The sequence below is a fragment of the Paenarthrobacter ilicis genome (genome assembly GCF_016907545.1).
GTDB lineage: Bacteria > Actinomycetota > Actinomycetes > Actinomycetales > Micrococcaceae > Arthrobacter > Arthrobacter ilicis.
In genome coordinates, this window is the sequence record NZ_JAFBCD010000001.1 from 421,274 (window position 1) to 444,807 (window position 23,534).

The 23,534-nt window shown below is 63.6% G+C and carries 21 protein-coding genes; 8 read left to right on the forward strand and 13 right to left on the reverse strand.

What is annotated here, in order from left to right; genetic code table 11:
* Positions 1 to 134: 134 nt before the first annotated feature.
* Both JOE60_RS02085 and JOE60_RS02090 read left to right on the forward strand, forming a co-directional pair.
* Positions 135 to 707, forward strand: coding sequence for a heme-binding protein (locus JOE60_RS02085; protein ID WP_204814811.1), 573 nt, complete (start codon positions 135 to 137; stop codon positions 705 to 707).
* 10 nt (positions 708 to 717) lie between these two features.
* Entirely contained in the window at positions 718 to 1,431 is a 714-nt protein-coding gene (locus JOE60_RS02090; RefSeq protein WP_167265379.1) for an ankyrin repeat domain-containing protein, read from the forward strand.
* Between the two features lie 10 nt (positions 1,432 to 1,441).
* Here the strand turns inward: JOE60_RS02090 and JOE60_RS02095 are convergent, their stop codons facing one another.
* From JOE60_RS02095 to JOE60_RS02105, 3 genes are read right to left on the reverse strand one after another with little or no spacing between them, the layout of a single operon-like run.
* Positions 1,442 to 2,656: an acetyl-CoA acetyltransferase gene (locus JOE60_RS02095; protein ID WP_167265377.1), complete on the reverse strand. Its 1,215-nt coding sequence runs from the start codon at positions 2,654 to 2,656 to the stop codon at positions 1,442 to 1,444.
* Positions 2,653 to 3,351, reverse strand: coding sequence for a CoA transferase subunit B (locus JOE60_RS02100; RefSeq protein ID WP_167265375.1), 699 nt, complete (start codon positions 3,349 to 3,351; stop codon positions 2,653 to 2,655). The genes JOE60_RS02095 and JOE60_RS02100 overlap by 4 nt, the downstream gene beginning before the upstream one ends.
* 32 nt (positions 3,352 to 3,383) lie before the next feature.
* Positions 3,384 to 4,094 (reverse strand): CoA transferase subunit A, encoded by a 711-nt coding sequence (locus JOE60_RS02105; RefSeq protein WP_167265367.1) that lies wholly within the window; start codon positions 4,092 to 4,094, stop codon positions 3,384 to 3,386.
* Between the two features lie 151 nt (positions 4,095 to 4,245).
* On the opposite strand from JOE60_RS02105, the gene JOE60_RS02110 reads away from it, so the two are divergent.
* Positions 4,246 to 5,037: an IclR family transcriptional regulator gene (locus JOE60_RS02110; RefSeq protein WP_239528791.1), complete on the forward strand. Its 792-nt coding sequence runs from the start codon at positions 4,246 to 4,248 to the stop codon at positions 5,035 to 5,037.
* A gap of 10 nt (positions 5,038 to 5,047) precedes the next feature.
* On the opposite strand, the gene JOE60_RS02115 is transcribed toward JOE60_RS02110, so the two are convergent.
* On the reverse strand, positions 5,048 to 5,638 hold the full coding sequence (locus JOE60_RS02115) for a GNAT family N-acetyltransferase (RefSeq protein ID WP_167265365.1): 591 nt from the start codon (positions 5,636 to 5,638) through the stop codon (positions 5,048 to 5,050).
* A gap of 240 nt (positions 5,639 to 5,878) precedes the next feature.
* Between JOE60_RS02115 and JOE60_RS02120 the strand changes: the two genes are divergently transcribed.
* Positions 5,879 to 6,571 (forward strand): fasciclin domain-containing protein, encoded by a 693-nt coding sequence (locus JOE60_RS02120; RefSeq protein WP_167265363.1) that lies wholly within the window; start codon positions 5,879 to 5,881, stop codon positions 6,569 to 6,571.
* A 93-nt stretch (positions 6,572 to 6,664) separates the two neighbouring features.
* Here the strand turns inward: JOE60_RS02120 and JOE60_RS02125 are convergent, their stop codons facing one another.
* The 8 genes from JOE60_RS02125 to purU form a co-directional block, all read right to left on the reverse strand.
* The gene (locus JOE60_RS02125; protein ID WP_167265361.1) at positions 6,665 to 8,581 is read right to left on the reverse strand and encodes a BCCT family transporter; all 1,917 of its coding nucleotides are present in this window, start codon (positions 8,579 to 8,581) and stop codon (positions 6,665 to 6,667) included.
* Between the two features lie 272 nt (positions 8,582 to 8,853).
* A complete protein-coding gene (locus tag JOE60_RS02130; protein ID WP_167265359.1) occupies positions 8,854 to 9,660 on the reverse strand; it encodes an IclR family transcriptional regulator in 807 nt (268 codons plus the stop codon).
* A 36-nt stretch (positions 9,661 to 9,696) separates the two neighbouring features.
* A complete protein-coding gene (fdhA, locus tag JOE60_RS02135; RefSeq protein WP_167265357.1) occupies positions 9,697 to 10,914 on the reverse strand; it encodes a formaldehyde dehydrogenase, glutathione-independent in 1,218 nt (405 codons plus the stop codon).
* Between the two features lie 45 nt (positions 10,915 to 10,959).
* A complete protein-coding gene (locus JOE60_RS02140) occupies positions 10,960 to 13,278 on the reverse strand; it encodes an FdhF/YdeP family oxidoreductase (protein WP_167265354.1) in 2,319 nt (772 codons plus the stop codon).
* 10 nt (positions 13,279 to 13,288) lie between these two features.
* Entirely contained in the window at positions 13,289 to 14,203 is a 915-nt protein-coding gene (locus JOE60_RS02145) for a bifunctional 5,10-methylenetetrahydrofolate dehydrogenase/5,10-methenyltetrahydrofolate cyclohydrolase (protein WP_338112558.1), read from the reverse strand.
* A gap of 5 nt (positions 14,204 to 14,208) precedes the next feature.
* Positions 14,209 to 14,835, reverse strand: coding sequence for a cyclodeaminase/cyclohydrolase family protein (locus JOE60_RS02150; RefSeq protein ID WP_167265352.1), 627 nt, complete (start codon positions 14,833 to 14,835; stop codon positions 14,209 to 14,211).
* A 36-nt stretch (positions 14,836 to 14,871) separates the two neighbouring features.
* Positions 14,872 to 17,364 carry a GcvT family protein gene (locus JOE60_RS02155; RefSeq protein WP_167265350.1) on the reverse strand — a complete coding sequence of 831 codons (2,493 nt, stop codon included), beginning with the start codon at positions 17,362 to 17,364 and terminating at the stop codon, positions 14,872 to 14,874.
* 48 nt (positions 17,365 to 17,412) lie between these two features.
* Positions 17,413 to 18,333: a formyltetrahydrofolate deformylase gene (purU, locus tag JOE60_RS02160; RefSeq protein ID WP_208381418.1), complete on the reverse strand. Its 921-nt coding sequence runs from the start codon at positions 18,331 to 18,333 to the stop codon at positions 17,413 to 17,415.
* Positions 18,334 to 18,461: 128 nt separating this feature from the next.
* Here purU and JOE60_RS02165 point away from each other — a divergent pair, with 128 nt between their 5' ends.
* Entirely contained in the window at positions 18,462 to 19,142 is a 681-nt protein-coding gene (locus JOE60_RS02165; protein WP_167265738.1) for a GntR family transcriptional regulator, read from the forward strand.
* Positions 19,143 to 19,182: 40 nt separating this feature from the next.
* On the opposite strand, the gene JOE60_RS02170 is transcribed toward JOE60_RS02165, so the two are convergent.
* Positions 19,183 to 20,139 (reverse strand): LysR family transcriptional regulator, encoded by a 957-nt coding sequence (locus JOE60_RS02170; protein ID WP_167265345.1) that lies wholly within the window; start codon positions 20,137 to 20,139, stop codon positions 19,183 to 19,185.
* 170 nt (positions 20,140 to 20,309) lie between these two features.
* Between JOE60_RS02170 and JOE60_RS02175 the strand changes: the two genes are divergently transcribed.
* The 3 genes from JOE60_RS02175 (at position 20,310) to JOE60_RS02185 (ending at position 23,517) form a co-directional block, all read left to right on the forward strand.
* Positions 20,310 to 21,614, forward strand: a complete 1,305-nt coding sequence (locus JOE60_RS02175; protein WP_167265343.1) for an aromatic ring-hydroxylating oxygenase subunit alpha — start codon at positions 20,310 to 20,312, stop codon at positions 21,612 to 21,614.
* Positions 21,611 to 23,023 carry a ferredoxin reductase gene (locus JOE60_RS02180; RefSeq protein ID WP_167265341.1) on the forward strand — a complete coding sequence of 471 codons (1,413 nt, stop codon included), beginning with the start codon at positions 21,611 to 21,613 and terminating at the stop codon, positions 23,021 to 23,023. Before JOE60_RS02175 ends, JOE60_RS02180 begins: the two co-directional genes overlap by 4 nt.
* Before the next feature lie 146 nt (positions 23,024 to 23,169).
* On the forward strand, positions 23,170 to 23,517 hold the full coding sequence (locus tag JOE60_RS02185) for a hypothetical protein (protein ID WP_167265340.1): 348 nt from the start codon (positions 23,170 to 23,172) through the stop codon (positions 23,515 to 23,517).
* The last annotated feature ends 17 nt before the right edge of the window (positions 23,518 to 23,534 follow it).

A 23,534-nucleotide genomic window follows, 5' to 3' on the forward strand; every position in this document is an offset into this window, starting at 1 on the left:
TGGCTGATACGGCCGACGAAAAGGCTGAGGCTCCCCGCGGCGCCCGGCCGATGCCCCGCCCTGCCCTGCCCGGGAAACATGGAGGTGTACCGGGGCTGAGAACAGTTCCCCACCGATGACGCAGGAGATGTCCCGTGAAGAAGTCCAACAAGATGATTGCCCTCGCCGCTGCCGGAGCTTTGGCGCTCACTGGCGGAGCGACGGCCGTGGCCAACGCCGTGGCTCCCGCTGCGGCCCCCATCGCCGTGGATGCGAAAACTCCGGCCGACGTCCAGCCGGCCCCCGAGAATGTGGTGGCGCAGAACCGGATCACCGTCGGTGCCTCCAGCAAGGCGGTCACCGCTGCCTTGGCCAAGTGCCAGGCCGACAAGCTGCCGTTTGTCACTGTGGCCCTGGTGGACCGGTTCGGCACCGTGCAGGCACTGCTCCGCGGCGACAACGCGGCAGAGCACACCATCGAGGCCGCCAAGCAAAAGGCGTACACCGCAGCGGCCTTCGGTGCGCCCACCAGCGAACTCGCCAAGCGCATCAACGGCAACGGCCCATCCATTGCTGATCTTCCCGGCACCCTTTTCCTGTCCGGGGGAGTGCCGCTGAAAGTTAACGGCGTGTCGGTGGCAGGAATCGGCGTAGGTGGCGCGCCTGATGGCGCCCTGGACGAGGCATGCGCAACGGCCGGCGCCGATTCCCTGGCCGCGGCGAAGTAACCTCAGCAGCATGAAGAGGGCACAGACGGCAGGAATCGGCTTGCTGGTGGTGGGACTTCTGGCGGGATGCTCGACGGCGGCGTCCCCACCTACCAGCCCGGCTGCCACACAGGCTTCGGTGCCGGCTGAGGCGGGCACAGCCAACCCGGCACCCACCTCCGGCAAGCCGACCCCGGTGACCTCCGCGCCGTCGTCGTCCGCTGACGTACCGCCGCCACTATCCCCGGAGGCCCAACTGGAAACGGATCGACTCCTTATTCTCGCCGCCAAAGCGAACCAACCCGGGCGGGTCCGTGAGCTCATCACAGCGGGAGGGAATGTGAACGCCAAGGACGAAATCCAGGACTCCGCATTCCTGTATTCCGGAGCCGAAGGCTTCAACGAGGTCCTGCACCTGACACTGGAGGCTGGCGCTGATGTCCGCAGCACCAACCGCTACGGCGGCACTGCGCTGATCCCCGCCAGCGAGCATGGCCACACGGATACTGTCCGGATCCTGATTGCCGCCGGTGTGCCGGTGGACCATGTCAACAACCTGGGATGGACCGCCATGCAGGAAGCGATCCTGCTCAACAACGGCGGCCCCAAGCAGCAGGATGTGGTGCGCCAACTCCTGGCTGCGGGCGCCAACCCGGACATCCGTGACCCGCAAGGCCGGACCGCCCTGCAGAATGCAGAGCGGCTCGGTTTCACGGAGATCGCGGCGCTGATCCGCAACCTCTGACCCAGTTGGGTCAGAGGGCTTCGAGGACGCTGACGTAGTTGGCTATGCCCACGCCGCCCATGTTCTGCACAGCTCCGCGGCGGGCGTTGGGCAGCTGCATGTCCCCGGCGGTGCCACTGAGTTGCATGGCAGCGATGACGTGCTGCGATACGCCGGTGGCGCCCACGGGGTGGCCTTTGGCCTTGAGCCCGCCAGAGACGTTGACGGGCAACTTTCCGTCCTTGTAGACCCACCCCTCCTTAATGGCGCGGGAACCTTCGCCGCGGGGTGTCAGGCCCATGGCCTCGTACATGATCAGCTCGGCGATGGTGAAGCAGTCGTGGACCTCGGCGAAGTCCAGATCCCCGACGCCCACTCCGGCCATGGTGAACGCGCGTTCCCACGAAGCGCGCGTGGCAGCGAACTCGGTGGGGTCGCGCTTCTCCGCCGGGAAGAAGTCGTTGGCGTGGCCGAACCCCGCCAGGCGGACGGCTGCCGTCGCGCCCCTGGCAGCCTCGGTGGAGATGACGACGGCGGCCGCCCCGTCCGAGACCGGCGAACAGTCTGTGCGGCGCAAGGGATCGGCAACCATGGGGTTCTTCTCGGAAATGGTTCGGCAGAACTCCTCCCCAAAGTCGCGGTGCATCTGGGCGTAGGGGTTGTCCATGCCGTTGTGGTGATTCTTGGCGGCAATGGAACCCAGTACGTCTCCGAGTCCCGCTTCGAATCCGGAGCCGGCAAGGGAAGCCCCGTAACGTTTTCCGTAGTGCTTGGCCACCTCAGCGAACAGGCCGGTGAAGCCCGTGGTGGATGATTTGCCGGCCATCTCGTAGGACGCGCCCAGAAGCGCTGCGCCCACGACGTTGGCGCCGGCGTCGGTCATCTTTTCCGCACCGATCACCAGCACGTTCCGCGCAGTCCCGGCGAGGACAGCCTTGACGCCCTGCTGGAAGGCGGCCGAACCGGATGCGCAGGCGTTCTCGGTGCGCGTGGACGGGACGTTTGCCAGTTCAGGTGACAGCTGCAGTGCCAGCGAAGACGTGAAGCCCAGCGGCTGCATCCCGGAGTTGAACTGACCCAGGTAGATCTCGTCAATATCCCGCGGGTCCAACCCGGAGTTGCTGATGGCCTCGCCGGCCACCTGCACGATCAGCGTCTCCAGGGTGTCATCCGTGAGCTTGCCGAACTTGCTGTGTCCCCAGCCCGTCAGCAGGATGTCCTTGCCGAAGTGTTCCTTCAAGCTCATGCCTGCGCTCCTTCAAGTGCTTCGCTGGCCGCGCTGTCCTCAAGCGCCACCGTGAATTCGGCGTCGGTTTTCTCCCTGATTTCTTCTACAGTGACGCCGGGGGCCAGCCGGGTGAGCAACAGGCGAATCCCGGCGTCGTTCGATCCGTCGGGAACGATGTCAAAAACAGCGAGGTCCGTGATGATGCGGTCCACGCACCGCTGCCCGGTCAGGGGGAGGGTGCATTCGGCCACGATCTTCGCGGTGCCGTCCTTGGCGTTGTGCTCTGTGAGGACCACAACGCGTGGGGTGCCGGCAACCAGATCCATGGCACCGCCCATGCCCTTGACCATTTTGCCCGGGATGGTCCAGTTGGCCAGGTCGCCAGCGCCGGAGACCTGCATGGCGCCCAGGATGGCTACCTTGACGTGTCCGCCGCGGATCATGCCGAAGGACGTTGCGGAATCAAAAATGCTGCCACCTTCGTTGATGGTGACCGTCTGCTTGCCAGCGTTGATCAGGTCTGCGTCTTCGTCGCCTTCGTAGGGAAACGGGCCCATGCCCAACAGCCCGTTCTCACTCTGCAGGACAACCCGCACGCCGTGGGGCAGGTTGTTGGCCACCAACGTGGGAATGCCGATTCCCAGGTTGACGTAATCGCCGTCGTTCAGTTCCTCGGCAGCGATCGCCGCCATCTGGTCACGTGTCCATGCCATGGTGTGCTCCTTTGCTTCAGGCCGTAGCTGCTTCAGACCGATACCGGACGCTGCCGGACAGTACGTTGTTCAATGTCCTTGACCCTGCCGCTTGCCTGCACCAGCCGCTGCACGTAAACACCAGGGGTGACCACGTGGTTGGGGTCCAGCATTCCGGGCTCCACAATCACCTCGGCCTCCGCTATGGTCACTGCACCGGCAGTAGCCACTACGGGGTTGAAGTTCCGTGCCGTAAACCGGTAGGTCAGGTTGCCGTCGGTGTCTGCGGTGTGTGCATGAACCAGCGCGACGTCGGCGGTGATGGCGCGCTCGCGGACGTACGTGACGCCGTCGAACTCTTCCAGCGGCTTGCCTTCGGCCACCAGGGTGCCCACGCCGGTACGCGTGTAGAACGCCGGGATGCCGGCGCCGCCCGCCCGGAGCCGCTCCGCCAGCGTTCCCTGCGGCGTGAACTCGACCTCAAGTTGCCCTGCCAGGTACTGCTCGGCGAACAGCTTGTTCTCGCCCACGTAGGAAGCGATGACCTTCCGGACCTGGCCGGCCTCGATCAGGACACCCAACCCCTTCCCATCGACTCCCATGTTGTTGGAAACGATGGTGAGGTCCTTGGCCCCGGACTCCCGGACGGCATCGATCAGGTCTGCGGGGATCCCACTGAGGCCAAAGCCCCCGACGGCGATGGTCAGGCCATCTGCCATGAGGCCGTGAAGCGCTTGTGCGGCGTCCGGTTGCATCTTGGACATGGGGAACTCCTCCTTGAGCTGACGGATTGGCATCCACTTTGTGGACGCTGGGTGATCCTGGTTTGAGCCTAGGTAATGGCTGGGAGTGGGTCAACGCATGAAGGCTGGATATCATCATGGTGTGGACCGATCTCATCCAGAGATCCACATTATGGACACTTTTCAGAGGGAGTTGTCGATGCCGGTGCAGGGAGCCCAAGTGGTGGGCCGGGTGGCGCAGCTGCTGCGGCTGGTAGGCCGCAAGCCTGAGGGGATGTCCCTGGCCGGCGTGGTCCGTGAATCCGGCCTCACACGTCCCACCGTCCACCGGCTGCTGAGCTCCCTTGCCGCCGAGGGCTTGTTGGAGCATCAGCCCAGTACCGGCAAATGGGTGTTGGGGCCGGAGATCTTCCTGCTGGGTTCCGTGGCAGCAGCCCGCTTCCCCATGGAGGACATCGCCAGGCCCTCACTGCGCAGGCTTGCCGCGGAAACAGGGGAAAGCGCGTTCTTCTCCATCCGTCGCGGGAACGAAACCGTGTGCGTGCTCAGGGAAGAAGGCTCGTTTCCGGTCCGGTCCTTCGTGCTGCACGAGGGCGTCCGGTTCCCGTTGGGCGTGGCATCCGCAGGAACCGCCATCATGGCCTTCCTGCCTCCACAGGAGCAGGAGGAACTGCTGAATGACTGGCCCACGCATTCCGGGAGTTTCGCGGAAGGGCACTCCGCGGAGGTGGTGAAATCCAACCTGGAACGGACGCGGTTGGCGGGCTACTCCGTCAACCCGGGACTGATCCTGGAGGGCAGCTGGGGAATGGGTGCCGCGGTGTTTGATACCCAGGGCAGGCCCGCGTGGGCCTTGTCATTGACCGGAATCGAGCCCCGGTTCCGGCCCGAGCGGCAAGAGTTCCTGGGCAAGCTGCTGTTGGAGGAAGCCCACCGGATGACTTCCGGATTGCAGGTGCGTTAGGCCATTCAGGTCAGGCCCGGCCCACACCGGGGTCCAGGTCCAGGCGCATGAGGACCCGCGGGAAACCGTTGAGCACTGAGGTTGTCTGGGCTACCTTCTTGAAACCCGCCTTTTCGAAGAGCCGGCGTGTTCCAACGTAGGCCATGGTCAGGTCCACCTTCCCGCCCTTGTTGTCCACGGGGTAGCCCTCGATCACCGGGGCCCCGTTGGCCTTGGCAAACTCGATGGCACCCCGGAGCAGTTGATGGGAAATTCCCTTTCCGCGATGCCCCGGCTTGACCCGGATGCACCAGACAGACCACACCTCGGCGTCGTCAACGGCAGGAATCTTCCGGTTCCTGGCAAAGGCGGTGTCCGCTCTTGGGTGGACCGCTGCCCACCCGACTACTTCGTCGCCGTCGTACGCCAGAACGCCCGGGGGAGGATCCTCGGCGACCAGCTTCTTCACGTAGTCACCGCGGGCTTCGCGCTGCAAACTGAGATTCAGCTGTGACGGGATCCGGTAGCTGAGGCACCAGCACACGTTGGCATCCGGACGCTTGGGACCAACCATGGTCCTGACGTCATCGAACACGGTTGCCGGGCGAACCTCGATAGCCATGCCGCCCATCCTAGACCTCCGCCGCCGGACGCTGGATACCTGCGGCGGGACGGGGATTGGAAAGATTTAAAAAACTTTTTTCAATCCGCACCCATCCATCCCATCCCAACCGCCGAATAGCTGGTGAGACACAAACAAGCCGGTGACGCAGACGCAAGTGAAGCACAAGCAAAGCCGGGCCGCCCGTGTCCCACAACCGATGGAACCAACGCCCAGGTTCCGCAGAACAAGGAGAATGACATGTTGTCCACAAAGCGCCCCGCCCTCGCCTTCGTTGGCCTCACTGCAGCCGCACTTATGGGACTCACGGCCTGTGGTGGCTCCAGCACTACCAGCACACCGGCCTCGTCCTCCCCGGCTCCCATGAGCTCCTCTGCCGCTCCGTCGTCCATGGCGCCGTCGCCGTCGTCGTCCCCCATGAGCAGCGCCGCCATGGATCCCGCCGCCAACCTTGTAGGCCCCGGCTGCGCCGGCTACGCCGCACAGGTTCCGGACGGTGCCGGTTCGGTCTCAGGAATGGCCAAGGACCCGGTAGCAACCGCTGCTTCCAACAACCCGCTGCTCAAGACCCTCACCGCCGCTGTCTCGGGCAAGCTCAACCCCAAGGTTGACCTGGTCTCCACCCTGAACGGCAGCGAATTCACGGTGTTCGCACCGGTTGATGACGCCTTCGCAAAGATCGACCCGGCCACCATCGAAACGCTCAAGACCGATGATGCCCTGCTGAGCAAGATCCTCACCTACCACGTAGTCCCCGGCCAGCTGTCCCCGGACAAGATCGTAGGCACCCACAAGACTGTCCAGGGTGGCGAAGTGACTGTCGCAGGCACCAAGGACGCCCTCACCGTGAATGGCGCCAACGTCATCTGCGGTGGCGTCCAGACCGCCAACGCCACGGTGTACCTGGTTGACTCGGTGCTGATGCCCAAGTAAGCCCGGCAACTCCCGCAATAACCTGGAGTAACCACAAAGCAGCCCCGGATCAGATCCGGGGCTGCTTTGCTGTGTCTACGGATGAAGCGGTGGTCAGTGGTCTTTTGCTGGGCGGTCAACAGCGGGGATGCCGGCGGTGTGGGTGCCACCGGGGCAGTCGTCGTCGGCGCACTTTTCAACGCAGTCGTGCTTGGTGACCAGGCCAAACTGAACGCTGCCGTGCTGTTCCATGCCGGAACTTATGGCCCGTTCCACCACTGAAGTAGCAAGACGGCGGCGCAGGGTCAGTGGATCGCGGCGCAGGTCCTTCACCAGGGCGAAGCAGAGCAGCAACATCACAATAATGAACGGCAGTGCCGCCACGATCGTGACCCGTTGGAGCCCGGAGAGGGCTTCGGATGGTTCGTCGCCACCTGCCAGCAGCATGACGGCAGCCACTGCACCGGTGAGGCAACCCCAGAAAATGACGACTCCGCGGCGTGGATGTTCCGCTCCATTGGAGCTCAGCGATCCCATCACAATCGATGCGGCATCGGCTCCGGTGACAAAGAAGATCGCCACCAGGACCATTGCCAGCACGATCACGGCGGCAGTGAGCCATTCCGGCATGCCCAGGTTCTTGACCAGATCGAAGAGTGCGCCATCAAAGTTGATGGATGGTGCGCCGTTGACCATGGTCACCAGGCCGGGAGTGCCGGCCTTGTCCGCCTCCTGCTGCACGTTGAACGCGGCTCCACCAAAGATGCAGAACCAGATCACGCTGACGATGCTGGGTACCAGCAGCACGCCGGTGACGAACTGGCGGATAGTGCGGCCGCGGCTGATGCGTGCAATGAAGAGCCCAACGAAGGGCGTCCAGGAAATCCACCAGGCCCAGTAGAAAATGGTCCAGCTGGTCAACCAGCTGCGCAGTGCTTCATCTCCCACGGCTTCGGTACGGGAGGACATCTCGGCAAGATCCCGTGCGTAGTCACCAATCGCCGAGGGGAACAGGTTGAGAATGAAGAGCGTGGGGCCGGCGATGAACACGATGATGGCCAGCACCACGGCCAGGACCATGTTGATGTTGGAGAGCCACTGGATGCCCTTGCTGATGCCGGAGACTGCGGAGGCCACGAAGCAGAACGTCAGGATGGCCACGATAACAACCAGCACCGGGGTGCCCACTTCGCCAAGCCAGCCATTGGAGGTCATGCCACTGCCGATCTGCAGTGCGCCCAGGCCCAGCGATGCGGCGGTGCCGAAGAGGGTGGCGAATATGGCGAGGATGTTGATGAACTTGCCTACGGGTCCCTCCACCATCCGGATGCCGAACAGGGACGTGAAGGCAGCCGACACGAGCTGTTTCCGGCCCAAGCGGTACGTGCCGTACGCCATGGCAATGCCCACCACTGCGTACATGGCCCAGGGGTGCAGGGTCCAGTGGAAGAGCGAGGTGGCCATGGCTGTTTGGACGGCTGCGGGGGTGCGGCCATCCACCGTGCCGGGAGGCGGGGAGATGTAGTGGAAGAGCGGCTCGGCCACACCGTAGAACATGAGGCCGATGCCCATTCCCGCGGCGAACATCATGGATACCCAGGAGACGGTCCTGAATTCCGGTTTTTCACCGTCCTTCCCCAAGGGAATGTTGCCGAACTTGCCCAGGGCAAGCCAGAGGACGAACACCACGAACAGTGATGCGAGGACCATGAACAGCCAGCCCGTGTATTCCATGACCCAGTTCAGGGCACCCTTGGAAGTCTCGGACAGGCTGTCCCTTCCCACAAAGCCCCAGACCACGAAGGCGACGGCGATGGCGCCCGTGATTCCGAAGGTGACTTTGTCGAGGGTAAGTTTGCGGTTCCGGCGGGCTGAAACAGCCTGCTCGGTCTTGGCATGGCGCAGTTCTTCCAGGATTTCCGCGTATTCGGCTGAATCAGGAAGGGGTTCTGCACCTCCGTCCTCAGCGTCGAGGATTGCGGATTCAATAGTGTCGGGTGAATCAGATCTGGTATCGCTGTTTGTAGCCATGAGCGGGTCCTTTGCTCGGCGAGTCATGGTCTTGCGTTATTGGCGGACCGGCGTTGGGAGCCGGAAGGGTTGACCGCGACCGGAGGGGATTCAGCGGCCCGATCCCGGCATGCGTTCCGCAGGGATCAACAACGTTCGCGGTATGCAACAGAGTGCGCTCCGTCACACCCAAAGTCAAGGGTTTTCGGCTCTTTGAAGGCAATTTGATATATCAATTGGCTTTGATAGATATGTTTCATATCATGGCGGCTATTGCACATGGCGCGGCCGCGCTAGAGCCCGCGGAAACCCATCTTGGCGCTGATGGCCAGCCCCGCTTCGCGAAGACCGTCGATGAGTCCGGGTTGCTCTTCAGGCGAGAATCGGAACGCCGGACCCGAGATACTGACTGCCGCTATGACGGCACCGGTGTGGTTGAAGACAGGGACGGCGACGGCGGTGAGTCCGATCTCGAATTCCCCGCGAACCACTGCATAGCCCTGGTTGGCGATCTCCTCCAGCTGCCGTTCCAGCTTTGTCCGGTTGGTGACGGTGGTGGCGGTGCGGGCGGGCAGGCCTACAGCGTGGAATACCTGCGTCCGTTCGTCAGTGGTCAGTGCAGCCAGGAGAACCTTGCCGCTGGAGGTGGCATGCAAGGGAGTCAAGCCGCCAACCCAGTCATACGTGGCCAGGGTGGAGGGACCCATGGCCTGGTCCACGTTGACCGCATAGTTTGAGCGCAGCACGGCAAGGTTGACCGTCTCTTTGTACTCGGCGGCCAACGATTCCAAGACCTCGCGGGCTTCACGAACAACGCTGAGCCGGCCCGGAATGGAGGTGGCCAGCCGGAGGATGCCGAAGCCCAGCTGGTACTTGCCGCGTTCGCTGTCCTGCCTGACCAGCTCGCGGTGCACCAGCGAGCCCACCAGCCGGGATACGGTGGACTTGTGCACGCCCATTTCCTCGGCGATTTCACTGGCGCCGGCGTCGCCTTTGCGGGCGATGATTTCCAGGATCTGGAGGGCGCGGTCCACCGACTGGACGCCACCTGCCTGGGCGTCCAGCTCCTTGTCACCGTCCGGGGTGCTGCGTGCGGCCATGGTCCTCATCCTAGACGGGCCGCACGCAGCCCCGGTCTACGACTTCACATAGCCATTGGGGTTCAGGACGAACTTGGTGGCGGCGCCGGCGTCGAACTCCGCGTAGCCGCGGGGAGCGTCTTCCAGCGGGATGGCCTGGGCGTTGACGGCCTTGGCGATCTGGACCTTGTCATGCAGGATGGCCATCATCAGCTGGCGGTTGTACTTCATCACCGGGCACTGGCCTGTGGTGAAGGACAGGGACTTGGCCCAGCCGGTTCCCAGCGAGAGCGAGAGGGAACCGTGCTTGGCTGCCTCATCGATTCCGCCCGGATCGCCGGTGACGTAGAGGCCGGGAATGCCCAGCGCGCCACCTGCGGCGGTGATGTCCATGAGGGAGTTCAGAACCGTTGCCGGTGCCTCGTGGGAAGCGTCCTTGCCGTGGCCGCGGGCCTCGAAGCCCACGGCGTCAACGCCGCAGTCCACTTCGGGAACCCCCAGGATCTGCTCAATCTGGTCCTTGGGATCACCCTTGGATACATTGACGGTTTCGCAGCCAAAGGACCGCGCCTGGGCCAGGCGGTCTTCGTTCATGTCGCCCACAATCACGACGGCGGCCCCCAACAGTTGGGCGCCAACGGCAGCGGCGATGCCCACGGGGCCTGCTCCGGCAACGTACACGGTGGAGCCCACGCCCACGCCGGCGGTGACTGCGCCGTGGAAGCCTGTGGGGAAGATGTCCGAGAGCATGGTCAGGTCCATGATCTTTTCCAGTGCCTGGTCCCGATCCGGGAAGCGCAGCAGGTTCCAGTCTGCGTAGGGGACCAGGACGTACTCGGCCTGCCCTCCCACCCAACCGCCCATGTCCACGTAGCCGTAGGCACTTCCGGGGCGGTCCGGGTTGACGTTGAGGCAGATACCGGTCTTCTGTTCCTTGCAGTTCCGGCAGCGTCCGCAGGAGATGTTGAAGGGAACGGAGACGATGTCGCCTACCTTGATGAACTCGACGTCGGGTCCCACCTCCACCACTTCGCCGGTGATTTCGTGTCCAAGGACCAGGTCCTTCGGTGCCGTGGTGCGGCCACGGACCATGTGCTGGTCAGAGCCGCAGATGTTGGTGGTGACCGTCCTCAGGATGACACCATGGGGAACTTTCCTGCCCACGTTGGCTGGGTTCACACCCGGCCCATCCTTCAACTCGAAGGTCGGATACTCGGTGTTAATGATTTCTACGACACCGGGTTCCTTGTAGGCGACTGCTTTGTTTCCTGACATGACACTCCTTTGTGGGCTGGTGGTGCGGAAAATGTGGGGCTGGATTCAGGCTCGTTCCAGCCGGATGATCACGGACTTGGAGGTAGGGGTGCCGCTGGTGTCGGCCACGGAGTCCAGCGGCACCAGGACATTTGTTTCCGGGTAGTACGCAGCGGCGCACCCCTTGGGGGTTGAGTAGGAGACGATCCGGAAGTCCTCGGCCCGGCGGTCCACTCCGTGGAACTCGGAGACCAGGTGGACCATCTCCCCATCGGCGAACCCCAGTTCCGTGATGTCCTGGGCATTGATGAGGACCACCCTGCGGCCGCCGTGGATGCCGCGGTACCGGTCATCCTTGCCGTAGATGGTGGTGTTGTACTGATCGTGGGAGCGGAGGGTCTGCAGGACCAGGCGTCCCGGAGGAACCTTGATGTACTCCAGTTCATTGCCGGTGAAGTGCGCCTTGCCGGATACGGTGTCGAACTTCCGGGCATCGCGTGGCGGGTGGGGGAGCACGAAGCCTCCCGGGTGTTTGATGCGCTCTTCAAAGTCTTCAAATCCGTCAAAGACAGCCTCGATGTGTTTCCGGATCAGGGAGTAGTCGTCCCTTAAGGACAGCCAGGAAGCTTGGGGGGTTTGGGGCAGCGGAAGATGCCCATCGGTGAAGAGCCGGTGCGCCAGGTTGCAGACAATCGCCACTTCGGAGTGGAGATGTTCGCTGGCTGGCTTGAGGCGTCCGCGTGAGGCATGGACGGCGCTCATGGAATCTTCCACGGTGACCCGCTGGTCTCCGGTGCGCTGGGTGTCCTTTTCGGTGCGGCCCAGTGTTGGCAGGATCAGTGCGCGCCGGCCGGTGGCCAGGTGGGAGTGGTTCAGCTTGGTGGAAATCTGGACGGTCAGGGCGGTGTTGGCCAAGGCGTCTTCGGTCACTTCGGAGTCGGGAGCGGCCCGGACAAAGTTGCCGCCCATCCCCATGAAGAAGCGGACTTTCCCGTCCCGCATGGCACGGATGGCAGCAACGGTGTCATAGCCGTGTTCCCTGGGGGAGGCGAACCCGAACTCCCGGTCCAGGCGGTCATGGAAGGATTCCGGCATCTTCTCGAAAATGCCCATGGTCCGGTCACCCTGGACGTTTGAGTGGCCGCGAACGGGGCACACCCCGGCGCCGGGCTTGCCGATGTTGCCCTGGAGCAGCAGGACATTGACCACATCACGGAGGGTGGGGACTGAATGCTTGTGCTGCGTGAGGCCCATGGCCCAGCACACCACGGTGGCGTTGGAAGCCAGGAGCCGCTCTCCGGTGGAGTGGATCTGCTCCAGTGTCAGGCCGGTGGCCTCCACAATGTCATCCCACTCCACTTCCTCCAGGGAGCGCAGGTAGTCGTCGATTCCCACCGTGTACCGGCCAATGAAATCGTGGTCCAGCACAGTGTCCAGGCCCGGGGTCCTGCGGCCGGCGGCTTCGGCTTCCACCAGGTACTTGCCGAGTCCCTGGAACAGCGCCTGGTCCCCACCGGCGCGGATCTGCAGGAAGTCATCGGTGAGCTGGATCCCGGAAACCATGCCTGCAACGTGCTGCGGGTTCTCAAAGTGCAGCAGCCCGGCCTCGGGAAGCGGGTTCACGGACACAATGATGGCGCCGTTCTTCTTCGCCTTTTCCAGGGCACTGAGCATGCGGGGGTGGTTGGTGCCCGGATTCTGGCCGGCTACGAAAATCAGGGAGGCGGTTTCCAGGTCCGTGAGGCTCACGGAGCCTTTGCCGATGCCGATGGTTTCCACCAGCGCCGAGCCTGAGGATTCGTGGCACATGTTGGAACAGTCGGGGAGGTTGTTGGTGCCGATTCCGCGGACCAGGAGTTGATACACGAAGGCGGCTTCGTTGGACGTGCGCCCGGAGGTGTAGAACACCGCCTGGTCCGGGTTGTCCAGGCCCCGGAGTTCGTCGGCCATGAGGGCGTAGGCGTCGTCCCACGCAATGGGCTTGTAGTGGGTGGCGCCCTCGTCCAGGAACATCGGGTGGGTCAGCCGGCCCTGTTGTCCCAGCCAGTAATCGTCACGGGTCTTGAGGTCCGCCACGGAGTGGTGTGCGAAAAATTCGGGGGTAACCCTGCGCCGGGTGGCTTCCTCCGCCACGGCTTTGGCCCCGTTTTCGCAGAACTCCGCCGCGTTGCGCTTCTCATGTTCGGGCCACGCACAGCCCATGCAGTCAAAGCCGTCCAGCTGGTTGACCGCAAGCAGGGTCTGGACGCTGCGCACCGGCCCCATCTGCTCCAGTGAGATTTTCAACGCGTTGGCAACAGCGGGGATACCCACCGCCTTGGTCTTCGGTTTGCTGACGGTGAGCTTTGACTCGTCGATGTTCTCGCGTGGAGCTTTGGAATGCATGGGAGACCCTTCAGATCCGGGAAGTGGAAGCGGCCAGCAACCCGCTGCGGGACTGCTGCCGGGCGGCTTCCACGGTGTGCAGGAGCAGGAGCGCGGTGGTGACCGAACCAACCCCGCCGGGAACCGGCGACAATCCAGCGGCCGCCCCGGTGACGCTTGCCTCGTCCACGTCCCCCACCAGGGAACCGTCGGGCAGGACATTGGTGCCGACGTCCACCACCACCGTATGGGACGAGACGTGGCTGCCGTTGAGCAGCCCGGTCCGCCCTGCCGCCACCACCACGACGTCGGCCGGTTTGGTATGGCGCGCCAGGTCACCTGTCTTGGAGTGGCACATGGTGACCGTTGCGTCCTTGGCCAGCAGCAGCAGGGACAGCGGCTTGCCCACCACGGCGGAGCGTCCGACGACGGCAACGTCCTTTCCAGCCACCGGAACCGTGTAGTGGTCCAACAGTTCCACCACGGCCCGCGCTGTGGCGGGCGCGAAGGCAGGCTGGCCCACTGCCAGCCGGCCCAGGCTCAGCGGGTTGGCGCCGTCGATGTCCTTCTCCGGAGCGATGAGTCCCACCAGCCTTTCGGCTGCCACGCCGGAGGGGAGCGGGGTCTGCAGAATGATGCCGTTGACGGACGGATCCGAGCCAAGGTCCCGGAGCACGCCCGCAATCGCCTCTTCAGTGGCATCCGGGCCAAGATCGATAATCCTGCAATCAATCCCTATGCGCTCTGCTGAACGTTCGATCGAACCGACATACCAGAGTGTCGACTCGTCGCCCGTGGCCACCACAACGGCCAGGGCAGTGCGCTGCCCTTTCCGGTCCGGATTCCCGGCATCCAGCAGGTCCAGGGTGCGCTGCTTGATGACCGACGCCAACTCTTTGCCTGACAGCACCGCAGTGTCCGTCCTGGAAGGATCCACAGCATTCACAGCGTTCACGCCAGGATCCTTTCGCGGACCCGGGCCGCCAGGGAATCCGCGCCGGAGACCACTTTCTCCCCCAGGCCGTCGGTCTGTCCCGCCAGGCGGGCACGGGCCTCAACGTCCTTGATCGCCACAACGTTGATGTCAATATTGACCCGGGCCGTGGTGGCCGCCGCTCGTGCAGCGTCCGCGGCAGCCGCGACGTCGCTGATGACGTTGGGATTGGCGATCTCGAAGAGCTCCGTGGCCAGCTCCACAACTTCCCCGGCCAGCCCGATCAGCTGGGCAGGTGTCTGCGCTGCCTGGACCAAAGCATCACGGATGCCCGCAGCACGGGCAGCCTTGAGCTCCTCGGTTCCGGAGGGCAGCTTGTAGGAATCGATGACGCCCTGGAAAGCGCGCTCATCGGCGTCGGCCAACTCCAGCGCCGCTGCAACCAACCGGTCCGCGGCGAGGGTGATGTGGCCAACGAGGTCCGCATGCTGCTCATAGGCCGCTCCCGTGCTGTACCGGGCCACCATGGCTACCAAGGCTGCGCCCTGGGCTGCGTGAAGTGCTGCCGCTGCGCCGCCACCGGGTGTGGGCTGGCGGGCAGCAAGCCGTGCAAGGTAATCGCTGATTGTCTCTGAACTGATCATGTCTATGCCTGCGCTGGCTTCCGCACGGTCCCCGGCCTAGCCGCGGAGCCTGCTCATGGTGGGGTCGTACAGGGGATCTTCAGTAACAGTGGCTTGGATGCGGCGGCCGAAGTACTCAATTTCCACCGAATCGCCAAGCGAAACAGCGGCAGGGAGGTAGGCGTAGGCAATGGGCTTCTTGACGGTGTAACCGTAGGCAGCGCTGGTGACGTAACCAACGGCCTGGTCCTTATAAAACACCGGTTCCTTGCCCAGCACAAGGCTCCTGCCGTCGTCGACCGTCAGGCAGCGGAGCCGGCGTGACGAGCTTTCCTCGCTCCTGCCTTCAAGGGCGGCTTTGCCAACAAAGTTCTCTTTGGCCATCTTCACCGCGAAGCCAAGCCCGGATTCGAAAGGATCGTGTTCGGTGGTCATGTCGCTGCCCCACGAACGGTAGCCTTTTTCGAGTCGAAGGGCGCTGAACGCTGCCCGCCCGGCGGCGATGACGCCGTACGGCTGGCCGGCCTTCCACAGCGCGTCCCACAGCCGCTGGCCGTTGTCTGCGCTGGTGTACAGCTCCCAGCCGAGCTCGCCCACGTAGGACAAGCGCATGGCGGTCACCGTGACTCCGCCGATGGTGACCTTCTTGGAGCGGAAGTACTTCAGGCCATCGTTGGTGAAATCGTCGCTGCTGGCGTTGGCCATCAGGTCGCGGGCCAGGGGTCCCCAGAGGCCGATGCAGCAGGTGCCGCCGGTGGTGTCGCGGACCTGGACCCAGTCGGCTGCCGTTCCGTTGGCCGTCTGGTGCCGGGCGGCCCGCTCGAAGTAGGCGGTATCCATGTTGCCGTTGGCACCCAGCTGGAAGGTGTCCTCGCTCAACCGGGCAACAGTAATGTCGCTTCGGATGCCGCCGGAGTGGTCCAGGAGCAGGGTGTAGGTCACTGCTCCGGGCTTCTTGGCGAGATCGCCCGTGGTCAGTTCCTGCAGGAGCTTCAAAGCCCCCGGGCCGGAAACTTCCAGCCGCTTCAAGGGAGTCATGTCGTACATGGCCACGGCAGTACGCGTCTTCCATGCCTCAGCTGCCGCAATGGGCGAGCTGAACATACCGGACCAGGCATCACGTGCCGGCGGCTGCCACTCGTCCGGCATCTCCTTGAGGAGCTCGGCGTTGGCCTCGAACCAGTACGGACGCTCCCAGCCGCCGCCCTCCAGAAAGTAGCCGCCCAGCTGCTTGTGCCGTGCGTGGAACGGGCTGACGCGCAGGTTGCGCGGGGAAAGTTTGGGCTGGAGCGGGTGCATCACATCGTAGATCTCCACGAAGTTCTGCTGGGACGTTTCGCTGACGTATTCCGGGTTCAGCTGGACTTCTTCGAAGCGGTGGATGTCGCAGTCGCCAAGATCGATGCTGGACTTGCCCGTGGTCAGGAGCTCGGCAACGGCGCGGGCAATGCCGGCGGAGTGGGTCACCCACACTGCCTCAGCAACAAAGAAGCCATCCACTTCCTTGGACTCGCCTACCAGCGAGCCGCCGTCCGGGGTGAAGGAGAAGATGCCGTTGAAGCCGTCCTCGATTTCGCTTTCGCGCAGGGCGGGCAGGATCTGCTTGGTGGCTTCCCAGGCCGGAAGGAAATCTTCCAGGGTGAAGTCCAGGCGTGAGGGCATGTTGTGTTCACTGATGGATTCCGGCGCATACGTGCCGAGTTCGTCCAGGTCAACGGGCATGGGGCGGTGGGCGTAGGAACCGATGCCGTAGCGCTCGCCGTGCTCGCGGTAGTAGAGGTCCTGGTCCTGGTGGCGCAGGATGGGCAGGGAAGCGCCGTTCGGCTGTTCGTTCTTGCCCTTCTGCGCCGGGACGGGGGTGGTTTTGACGTACTGGTGTGCCAGCGGCAGGAGGGGCACGGACATGCCGATCATCTCGCCGATCCTGGCACCCCAGAAGCCGGCGCAGGAAACCACGATGTCCGCGGGGATCACGCCGTCGGGAGTTTGTACTCCGGTGACGCGGCGGTCCTCCTGCTCAATGCCGGTGACGGCGGTGTTGCCCAAGTAGGTGACTCCGGCGGCTTCCGTGCGCTTGATCAGGAGCTGGACGGCGCGGGCAGCCAGGGCCAAGCCGTCGCTGGGGACGTGCAGGCCGCCCAGAATGTCTTCCTCGTTGATGAGCGGGTAGAGCTCCTTGCATTCCTCGCGGGAGAGGATCCTGCCTTCAATGCCCCATGCCGCCGCGTAGCCCAGCTTGCGCTTCAGGTCCGCCAAGCGGGTTTCGGTGGTGGCAACTTCCAGGCCACCCACCTGGTTGAAGCAGCTCTGGCCATCCTCGGTCAGCGAGAGGAGCTTCTCCACCGTGTACTTGGCAAAGAGGGCCATGGACTTTGAGGGGTTGGTCTGGAACACCAGTCCTGGTGCATGGGACGTGGAACCGCCCGGCATGTTCAGGGGTCCTTGGTCAAGGACGGTGATGTTGTTCCAACCGCGGGTGACCAGTTCGTCGGCGAGGTTGGTGCCAACAATCCCAGCTCCGATGATGACAATGCGAGGCGTGGATGCCATGGGGGTTCTCCTGCTGAAGTGTGGGGTGTGAGTCTGCTGGGGTGGGGTTTAGCGGAAAACCACGGTGCTGGTCTGATCCAGCAGTACGCGGTGTTCGCAATGCCACTTGACGGCGCGGGACAACGCCAGGGCCTCGGCGTCCTGGCCCACAGTGGAGAGCGTAGTGGGGCCGTAGCTGTGGTCCACGCGGATCACTTCCTGCTCAATGATGGGCCCCTCGTCCAGGTCAGCGGTGACGTAGTGGGCAGTGGCGCCCACCAGCTTCACGCCGCGGTCGTAGGCCTGGTGGTAGGGGCGTGCGCCCTTGAATCCCGGCAGGAACGAGTGGTGGATGTTGATGGCCCGCCCTTCCAATGCCCTGCACAGGTCATCGGAGAGCACCTGCATGTAGCGGGCCAGGACCACCAGGTCCACGTTGTACTCCTCCACAAGGTCCAGCAGCTTCTGCTCGGCCTGGGCTTTGGTGTCAGCCGTTACCGGGATGTGGATGAACGGAAGTCCGGCGGCCTCGGCCATGGCACGGTGGGTCTCGTGGTTCGAGGCCACTGCCACGAGGTCCCCGCCAAGGCTCCCGCCGCGCCAACGGAAAATAAGATCGTTGAGGCAGTGGCCGAACTTGGAGACCATCACCAGGACACGCTTCTTGGTTTGGTCGTGGAAGCTGAACTTCATGTCGAAGCGCTCAGCAATCGCGCTGAATTCTTCTTCGAGGCGCTCCGGCGTGAAGTCCGGGGAGCCGGAAAACGCAGTACGGAGGTGCAGGGTCTGGCGGATGCCGTCGTCGAACTGCTGGTGCTCATCAATATTGAAGCCGCGATCGAACAGGAAAGTGGTGACGGCCTGGACGATTCCGGCGCGTTCGACGCACGACAATGTGAGCACGAACTTCCGGTCCTGCTGTTCCTGGCTGGCCTGCTCTTCATTGAGCCCGTCCGGCCGGGGAAGTGTGGTTGTGGGGTGTGATGCCATGAGGGTCACGCTTCCTCCCTAGATATATTCCTACGTTATCGACTGATATATTAGGATTGGGAATCAGCGTATACTGGTCCCCAGACGAGGTCAATAGATTTCCGGACGTGGGGCAGGATGTGGTCACCGTGGTGTTTGAAACTCTGGCGCAGGTAGAGGATGCCGGCAGGAAATCCCTTGCTGATACCGCCTACGAGCGGCTGCGGGACCGGCTCCTCATGCTGGATATCAAGCCCGGCGACCTCCTGAACGACGAACAGCTGGCCAGGGAACTCGGCATTGGGCGGACCCCGGTGCGGGAAGCCCTGAAGCGGCTGGAGCTGGACCGCCTTGTTGTCACCTACTCCCGCAGGGGGACGTTTGCCACCAGGGTGGAGGTGACGGACCTGGCGTTCATCTCCGAGATCCGGACGCAGTTGGAACCCTTGGCGGCCGCCCGCGCTGCACGCGTGGCGTCCCCCGCCACGCGGCAGAAGCTTCGGGAGGTGATGGCCGCCGTCGAGGACTTTGACGTCAGCAAGGCGACGGTGGTGGAGACCCTCCGCCTGGATGCCAGCGTCCATCAGGGGATCTACGCCGCCGCAGCCAACCCCCACCTGGAAGATACCCTGATCCGCTACGACAACCTGGCCACGCGCATCTGGTGCCTGGTGTTGGACCGTCTTCCCAACCTGGAGCACCACGTCCGTGAGCACCTGGACCTTCTCCGGGCAGTGATCGACGGCGACGAGGAGAAGGCTGCGGAATTGGCGCGGGACCACGTGACCGGTTTTGAGCGGGCCGTACGCCAGGCGCTGTTCGCCGCATAAGTCACTGCCCGGGATCCTCCCCAGGGAATCCAGGCGTTGCCTAGGGACCCCAGACCCTTCTCTCCAGAAAGTCGTCGCTGGGCCGCGCGGTCAGGATGCGTTGCGCGTTGGCCTGCAGGATGCCCAGGGATTCCTGGATCAGCGGGGATGAGATGCTGCCCCTCCTGGCGGCGGCCACAATCCGGCGCGCAGGTTTTCCCTTCCCGGTGAGGCGGAGCCGGACCACATTCTCGGCATTGTGCAGCGGCGCCAGGCGTGGCAGCAGGCCAACACCCAGGCCCGCGCCCACAAAGGCGATCTGGGTCTCCCACTCCACGGCCTCATGCGCTATCCGGGGCGTAACGCCCACCGCGGTGAATGCTGCCGTGAACAGGGAATGGTAGGTGGAGCCGGCCGCTTCGGTAATCCACGGCTCCGAAGCCAGTTCCTCCAGCGTCACCGATTCCCGTGCAGCCAGCGGGTGGTCGCCGGGAATGATGACGTCCAGCGGATCGTCCAGGAGGACGGTTTGTTCGAACCGGGGATCGTCTTCAACGTGCGCATCCGACTGCATGGCAACAATCACGGCAAGGTCGATGCGCTCAGCCACCAATAGATCGAAACACCGGGACGGGTTGGCCTCCAGCACCTGCACCTCCAGCTGGGGCCGCGTGGTGCGCAAAGCGGCGGCGAGGGGCGCCAGCAACTGGGCTGCCGCCGTCGAGAACCCGCCCAGGCCAAACCGCGACTGAACCTGGTCCCCGGCTTCCATGGCGTTGGCCTTCAAGGTCTCCCACTCGGTGATCAAGGCGTCCGAGCCGGCCACCAGGAAGCGTCCCGTGGCGGTGAGGCGAACCCCGCGGCCGTCCTTGGTGAGCAGCTGCATTCCGAGCATGCGCTGGAGTTCCCGCAACTGCGCGGAGACTGCGGAGGGCGAGTATCCGGTGAGTTCGGCGGTGGCCCCCACAGTGCCGCAGCGCGCGAATACGCGGAGGGTAATGAGCCGTGGATCGATCATCATCCAATCATGCAGGGAAAGTGCATGGTTATCTCCAATATGTTGCGCTTTTGTTGCAGCGGGCGGATCCCTAATCTCGAACTACGAAGACTTCGATCACGCCGGGTGCGATGATGCGCCGGCGATCCCCCAATGAATGCACACCTACCCCAGCCTCCCGGGAGGAACCCATGACTGCTCCAGTGAACGTCGCCCCCACTCAACGGGGAAAATTGAAATCATCTGTCCCCGCAGAGCAGATGGCGGAGATCAACGATCTCTTTGACTTCAGGCGCAAGGGTTACTCCCTGGATGCGCCGTTCTATACGGACCCCACCGTCTTTGGGGTCGACATGCAGGCCATCTTTGGCCAGCACTGGATCTTCGCCGGAAGCATCGCCGAGCTTCCCGAGCCGGGCGACTACATCACCGTGAATTACGGGCCCTACTCCCTGATTGTTTTGCGCAACGACGACGGCGGGGTCAACGTACTCCACAATGTGTGCCGTCACCGTGGTGCCCGCGTACTCACGGAATCCACGGGATCAACAGGAAACCTGGTGTGCGGCTACCACTCGTGGACTTACGCTCCCAGCGGCGACCTGATCCACGCCTCGGCGCCGGGGGAGACCACGTTCGACAAGGGATGTTTCGGCCTCAAGCGCGCCCACAGCCGCACTGTTGCCGGCCTCATCTTCGTGTGCGTCGCCGACGAGCCGCCCGCCGACTTTGATGAAACAGCCAAGATCTTCGAGCCCTACCTTGCGCCGCACGACCTCGCCAAAACCAAGATTGCCTACCAGCAGAACATTGTTGAAGAAGGCAACTGGAAGCTGGTCATGGAGAACAACCGTGAGTGCTACCACTGCGATGGCCACCCGGAACTCGCCTGCTCGCTCTTCCCCACCTGGGGCCTCACCGAAGGGCTGATCCCCACCCATCTGGAGGAAGTCTGGGAACGCAACAAGCAAGCCCAGTCCTCCCTGGAAGAGCGCTGCCGCCGCTACGGCCTTCCCTACGAGGTCGTGGAAGAACTGGACACCCGGATCGCCGGCATCCGCATTTCCCGCGAATCCCTGGACGGCGAGGGGGAGTCCTTCTCGCCGGACGGCCGCCGGCTTTCCAAAAAACTCCTGGGCGATTTGCGGGACTTCCGGCTGGGCCGCTGCTCCATGCACCTGCAGCCCAACAGCTGGTTCCACTTCCAAAGTGACCACGTCATCACGTTTGGAGTCTTCCCCATCAACGAACACCAAACGCTGGTCCGCACCACCTGGCTGGTTGCGGACGACGCGGTGGAGGGCGTGGATTACGACCTGGACAAGCTCACCTACACATGGAAGCAGACCAACCTCCAGGACAAGGCCTTTGTGGAGCTCTGCCAGACGGGCGCCGGAAGCCCGGCCTACGAGCCCGGCCCGTACATGAAGAGCGAATACCAGGTTGAAGCGTTCATCAACTGGTACGTCCAGCGGGTGCAGGAGCACTTGGCATGATGGAAGTCCTTCCTGGCACGGCAGTCCAGGAACCGCAACGAATCCTTGGGCTGGAAATGCCATGGAACCGTGTGATGGGAAGCAGCGAGGCACCTGCCCGGGCCGCCCGGGCCCTGGGCCCGTGGCATCCTCAAGAGTTCATGGCCGAATGCGTGGAGACCGTCCCGGAGGTGGGCGGCATGATGACCTTCGTGTTCCGTCGCTGCGACGGTGCTCCGTTGGCATTCCGCGCCGGGCAGTACGTCAACGTTGCCTTCCCGGTCAATGGCCCGGACCAGGATCCGGCGGACCGCAGCTACTCGCTGTCCAGTTCCCCCACCGAACCCTGGACCTTCAACATCACGGTCAAATGCGATCCCACGGGATTGGTCTCGCCGTGGGTGCACCAGAACATCAAGCCCGGCGTTGTCCTTGAAATGCTGGGTCCGGTAGGGGCGTTCCACCTGCCGGATGCGGACAGGCGCGCCCGGTACCTTCTGCTGGCCGCCGGCGCCGGGATCACCCCCATCATGTCCATGGTGCGCACCATCCACTCCTTGCCGGGACAGGCTGACGTTGTGGTGCTCTATCACGGCTCCGAGGCAGGCGGCTTCGCGTTTCACCGCGAATTGGCGTACATCGCCTCGGTGGATTCGCGCATTAAGGTCTTTTACTCCCTGGGCGACCGCAACAAACCCGATGGCTGGGAGGGCCTCAGCGGACGCCTGACAGCGGCAATGCTCGAGGAGGTGGCGCCGGATGCCAATGGGCGGCAGGTTTATGCCTGCGGACCGGAAGGCTACTTGAACAGGGCCACCGAGCTCCTGAAAAGCGTGGGCGTGGACGACACGTCCATCTACATGGAGTTCTTCACCGGGGACCGCCAAACCCTTCTGGAATACCAGTCCGAGCTTGCGCTCGCCGCTGACATCGCAGAAGAAATCGCGGAGGAAATCGCCGATTCCGCAGAGGACTATTTCGAGAGCCAGCCTGCGGCGTTTGGTCTCTACGAGCCCGGCTACGATGCCGACGGCACCCTGGAAGCCTCCGGGCTGCCCTTGGAGGCCGCGGACGCTGAAGCGCCAACAGAGGTGTCCGACGTCGGCGCTGCCGCAGCTCCCGCTGCGGGGACCCCTGATGCGTCCACCTTCGACACCGTGGGCACCGGCAGCCTCACGCTCTCCTTCATGCGGACCGGCATCAACGTCCGGATCGATCCTTCGGAGCACATCCTGGGGGTAGCCCAGCGGGCGGGGGTCAGGATCGGTGCCAACTGCAAGGAGGGCATGTGTGGCTCCTGCAAGGTGGTCAAGGTCTCCGGAGAGATCGAGATGAACCACCAGGGCGGTATCCGCGCACGGGAGATCGAGGCCGGTAAGTTCCTTCCTTGCTGCTCCACGGCACAGACGGATCTGGTGATTGACGCCTGACGCAGCGCAAGACCGCCCCATCCCTCCACCAAAAGTTAACCCTCCTCCGTGAGCACTTGAAGCGGATGAGGGCTATAGTGAGGAACTAGGACATTCGCTGATGCAGCCCGGCGGCCCCTACTTCTCTAAGAAGAGGCCCCTTAATAATGACCGACACCCAGATCAGTATTTTTCTCAGTGAGTCCGTGGTGTTCGAAGACGACACCGATAAGGGCTTGGACTTCGACACTCTCTACGGACTGTATATCAGTTGGTGCGTCCTCGGCCGCAAGGTTCCCATCCCTGACTCAGCGTTCAAAACAGCATTGACCCTGGAAGGCTTGAAGCCGGAAAAGGATCCCACGGGCCAGCGTGTCTACGTTGGAATGACCATGGTGGGCGCGGCAGCCAGGGATTACGTGGTGAACAATGTTCCCATGTGGACGGAGACGGCCACAGCTCCGGCCCCGGTACTCCTGGGCGACCATGAGAATGCGGTGGCTTCCATCGCCTGACCTTCGCTGACAGCGGA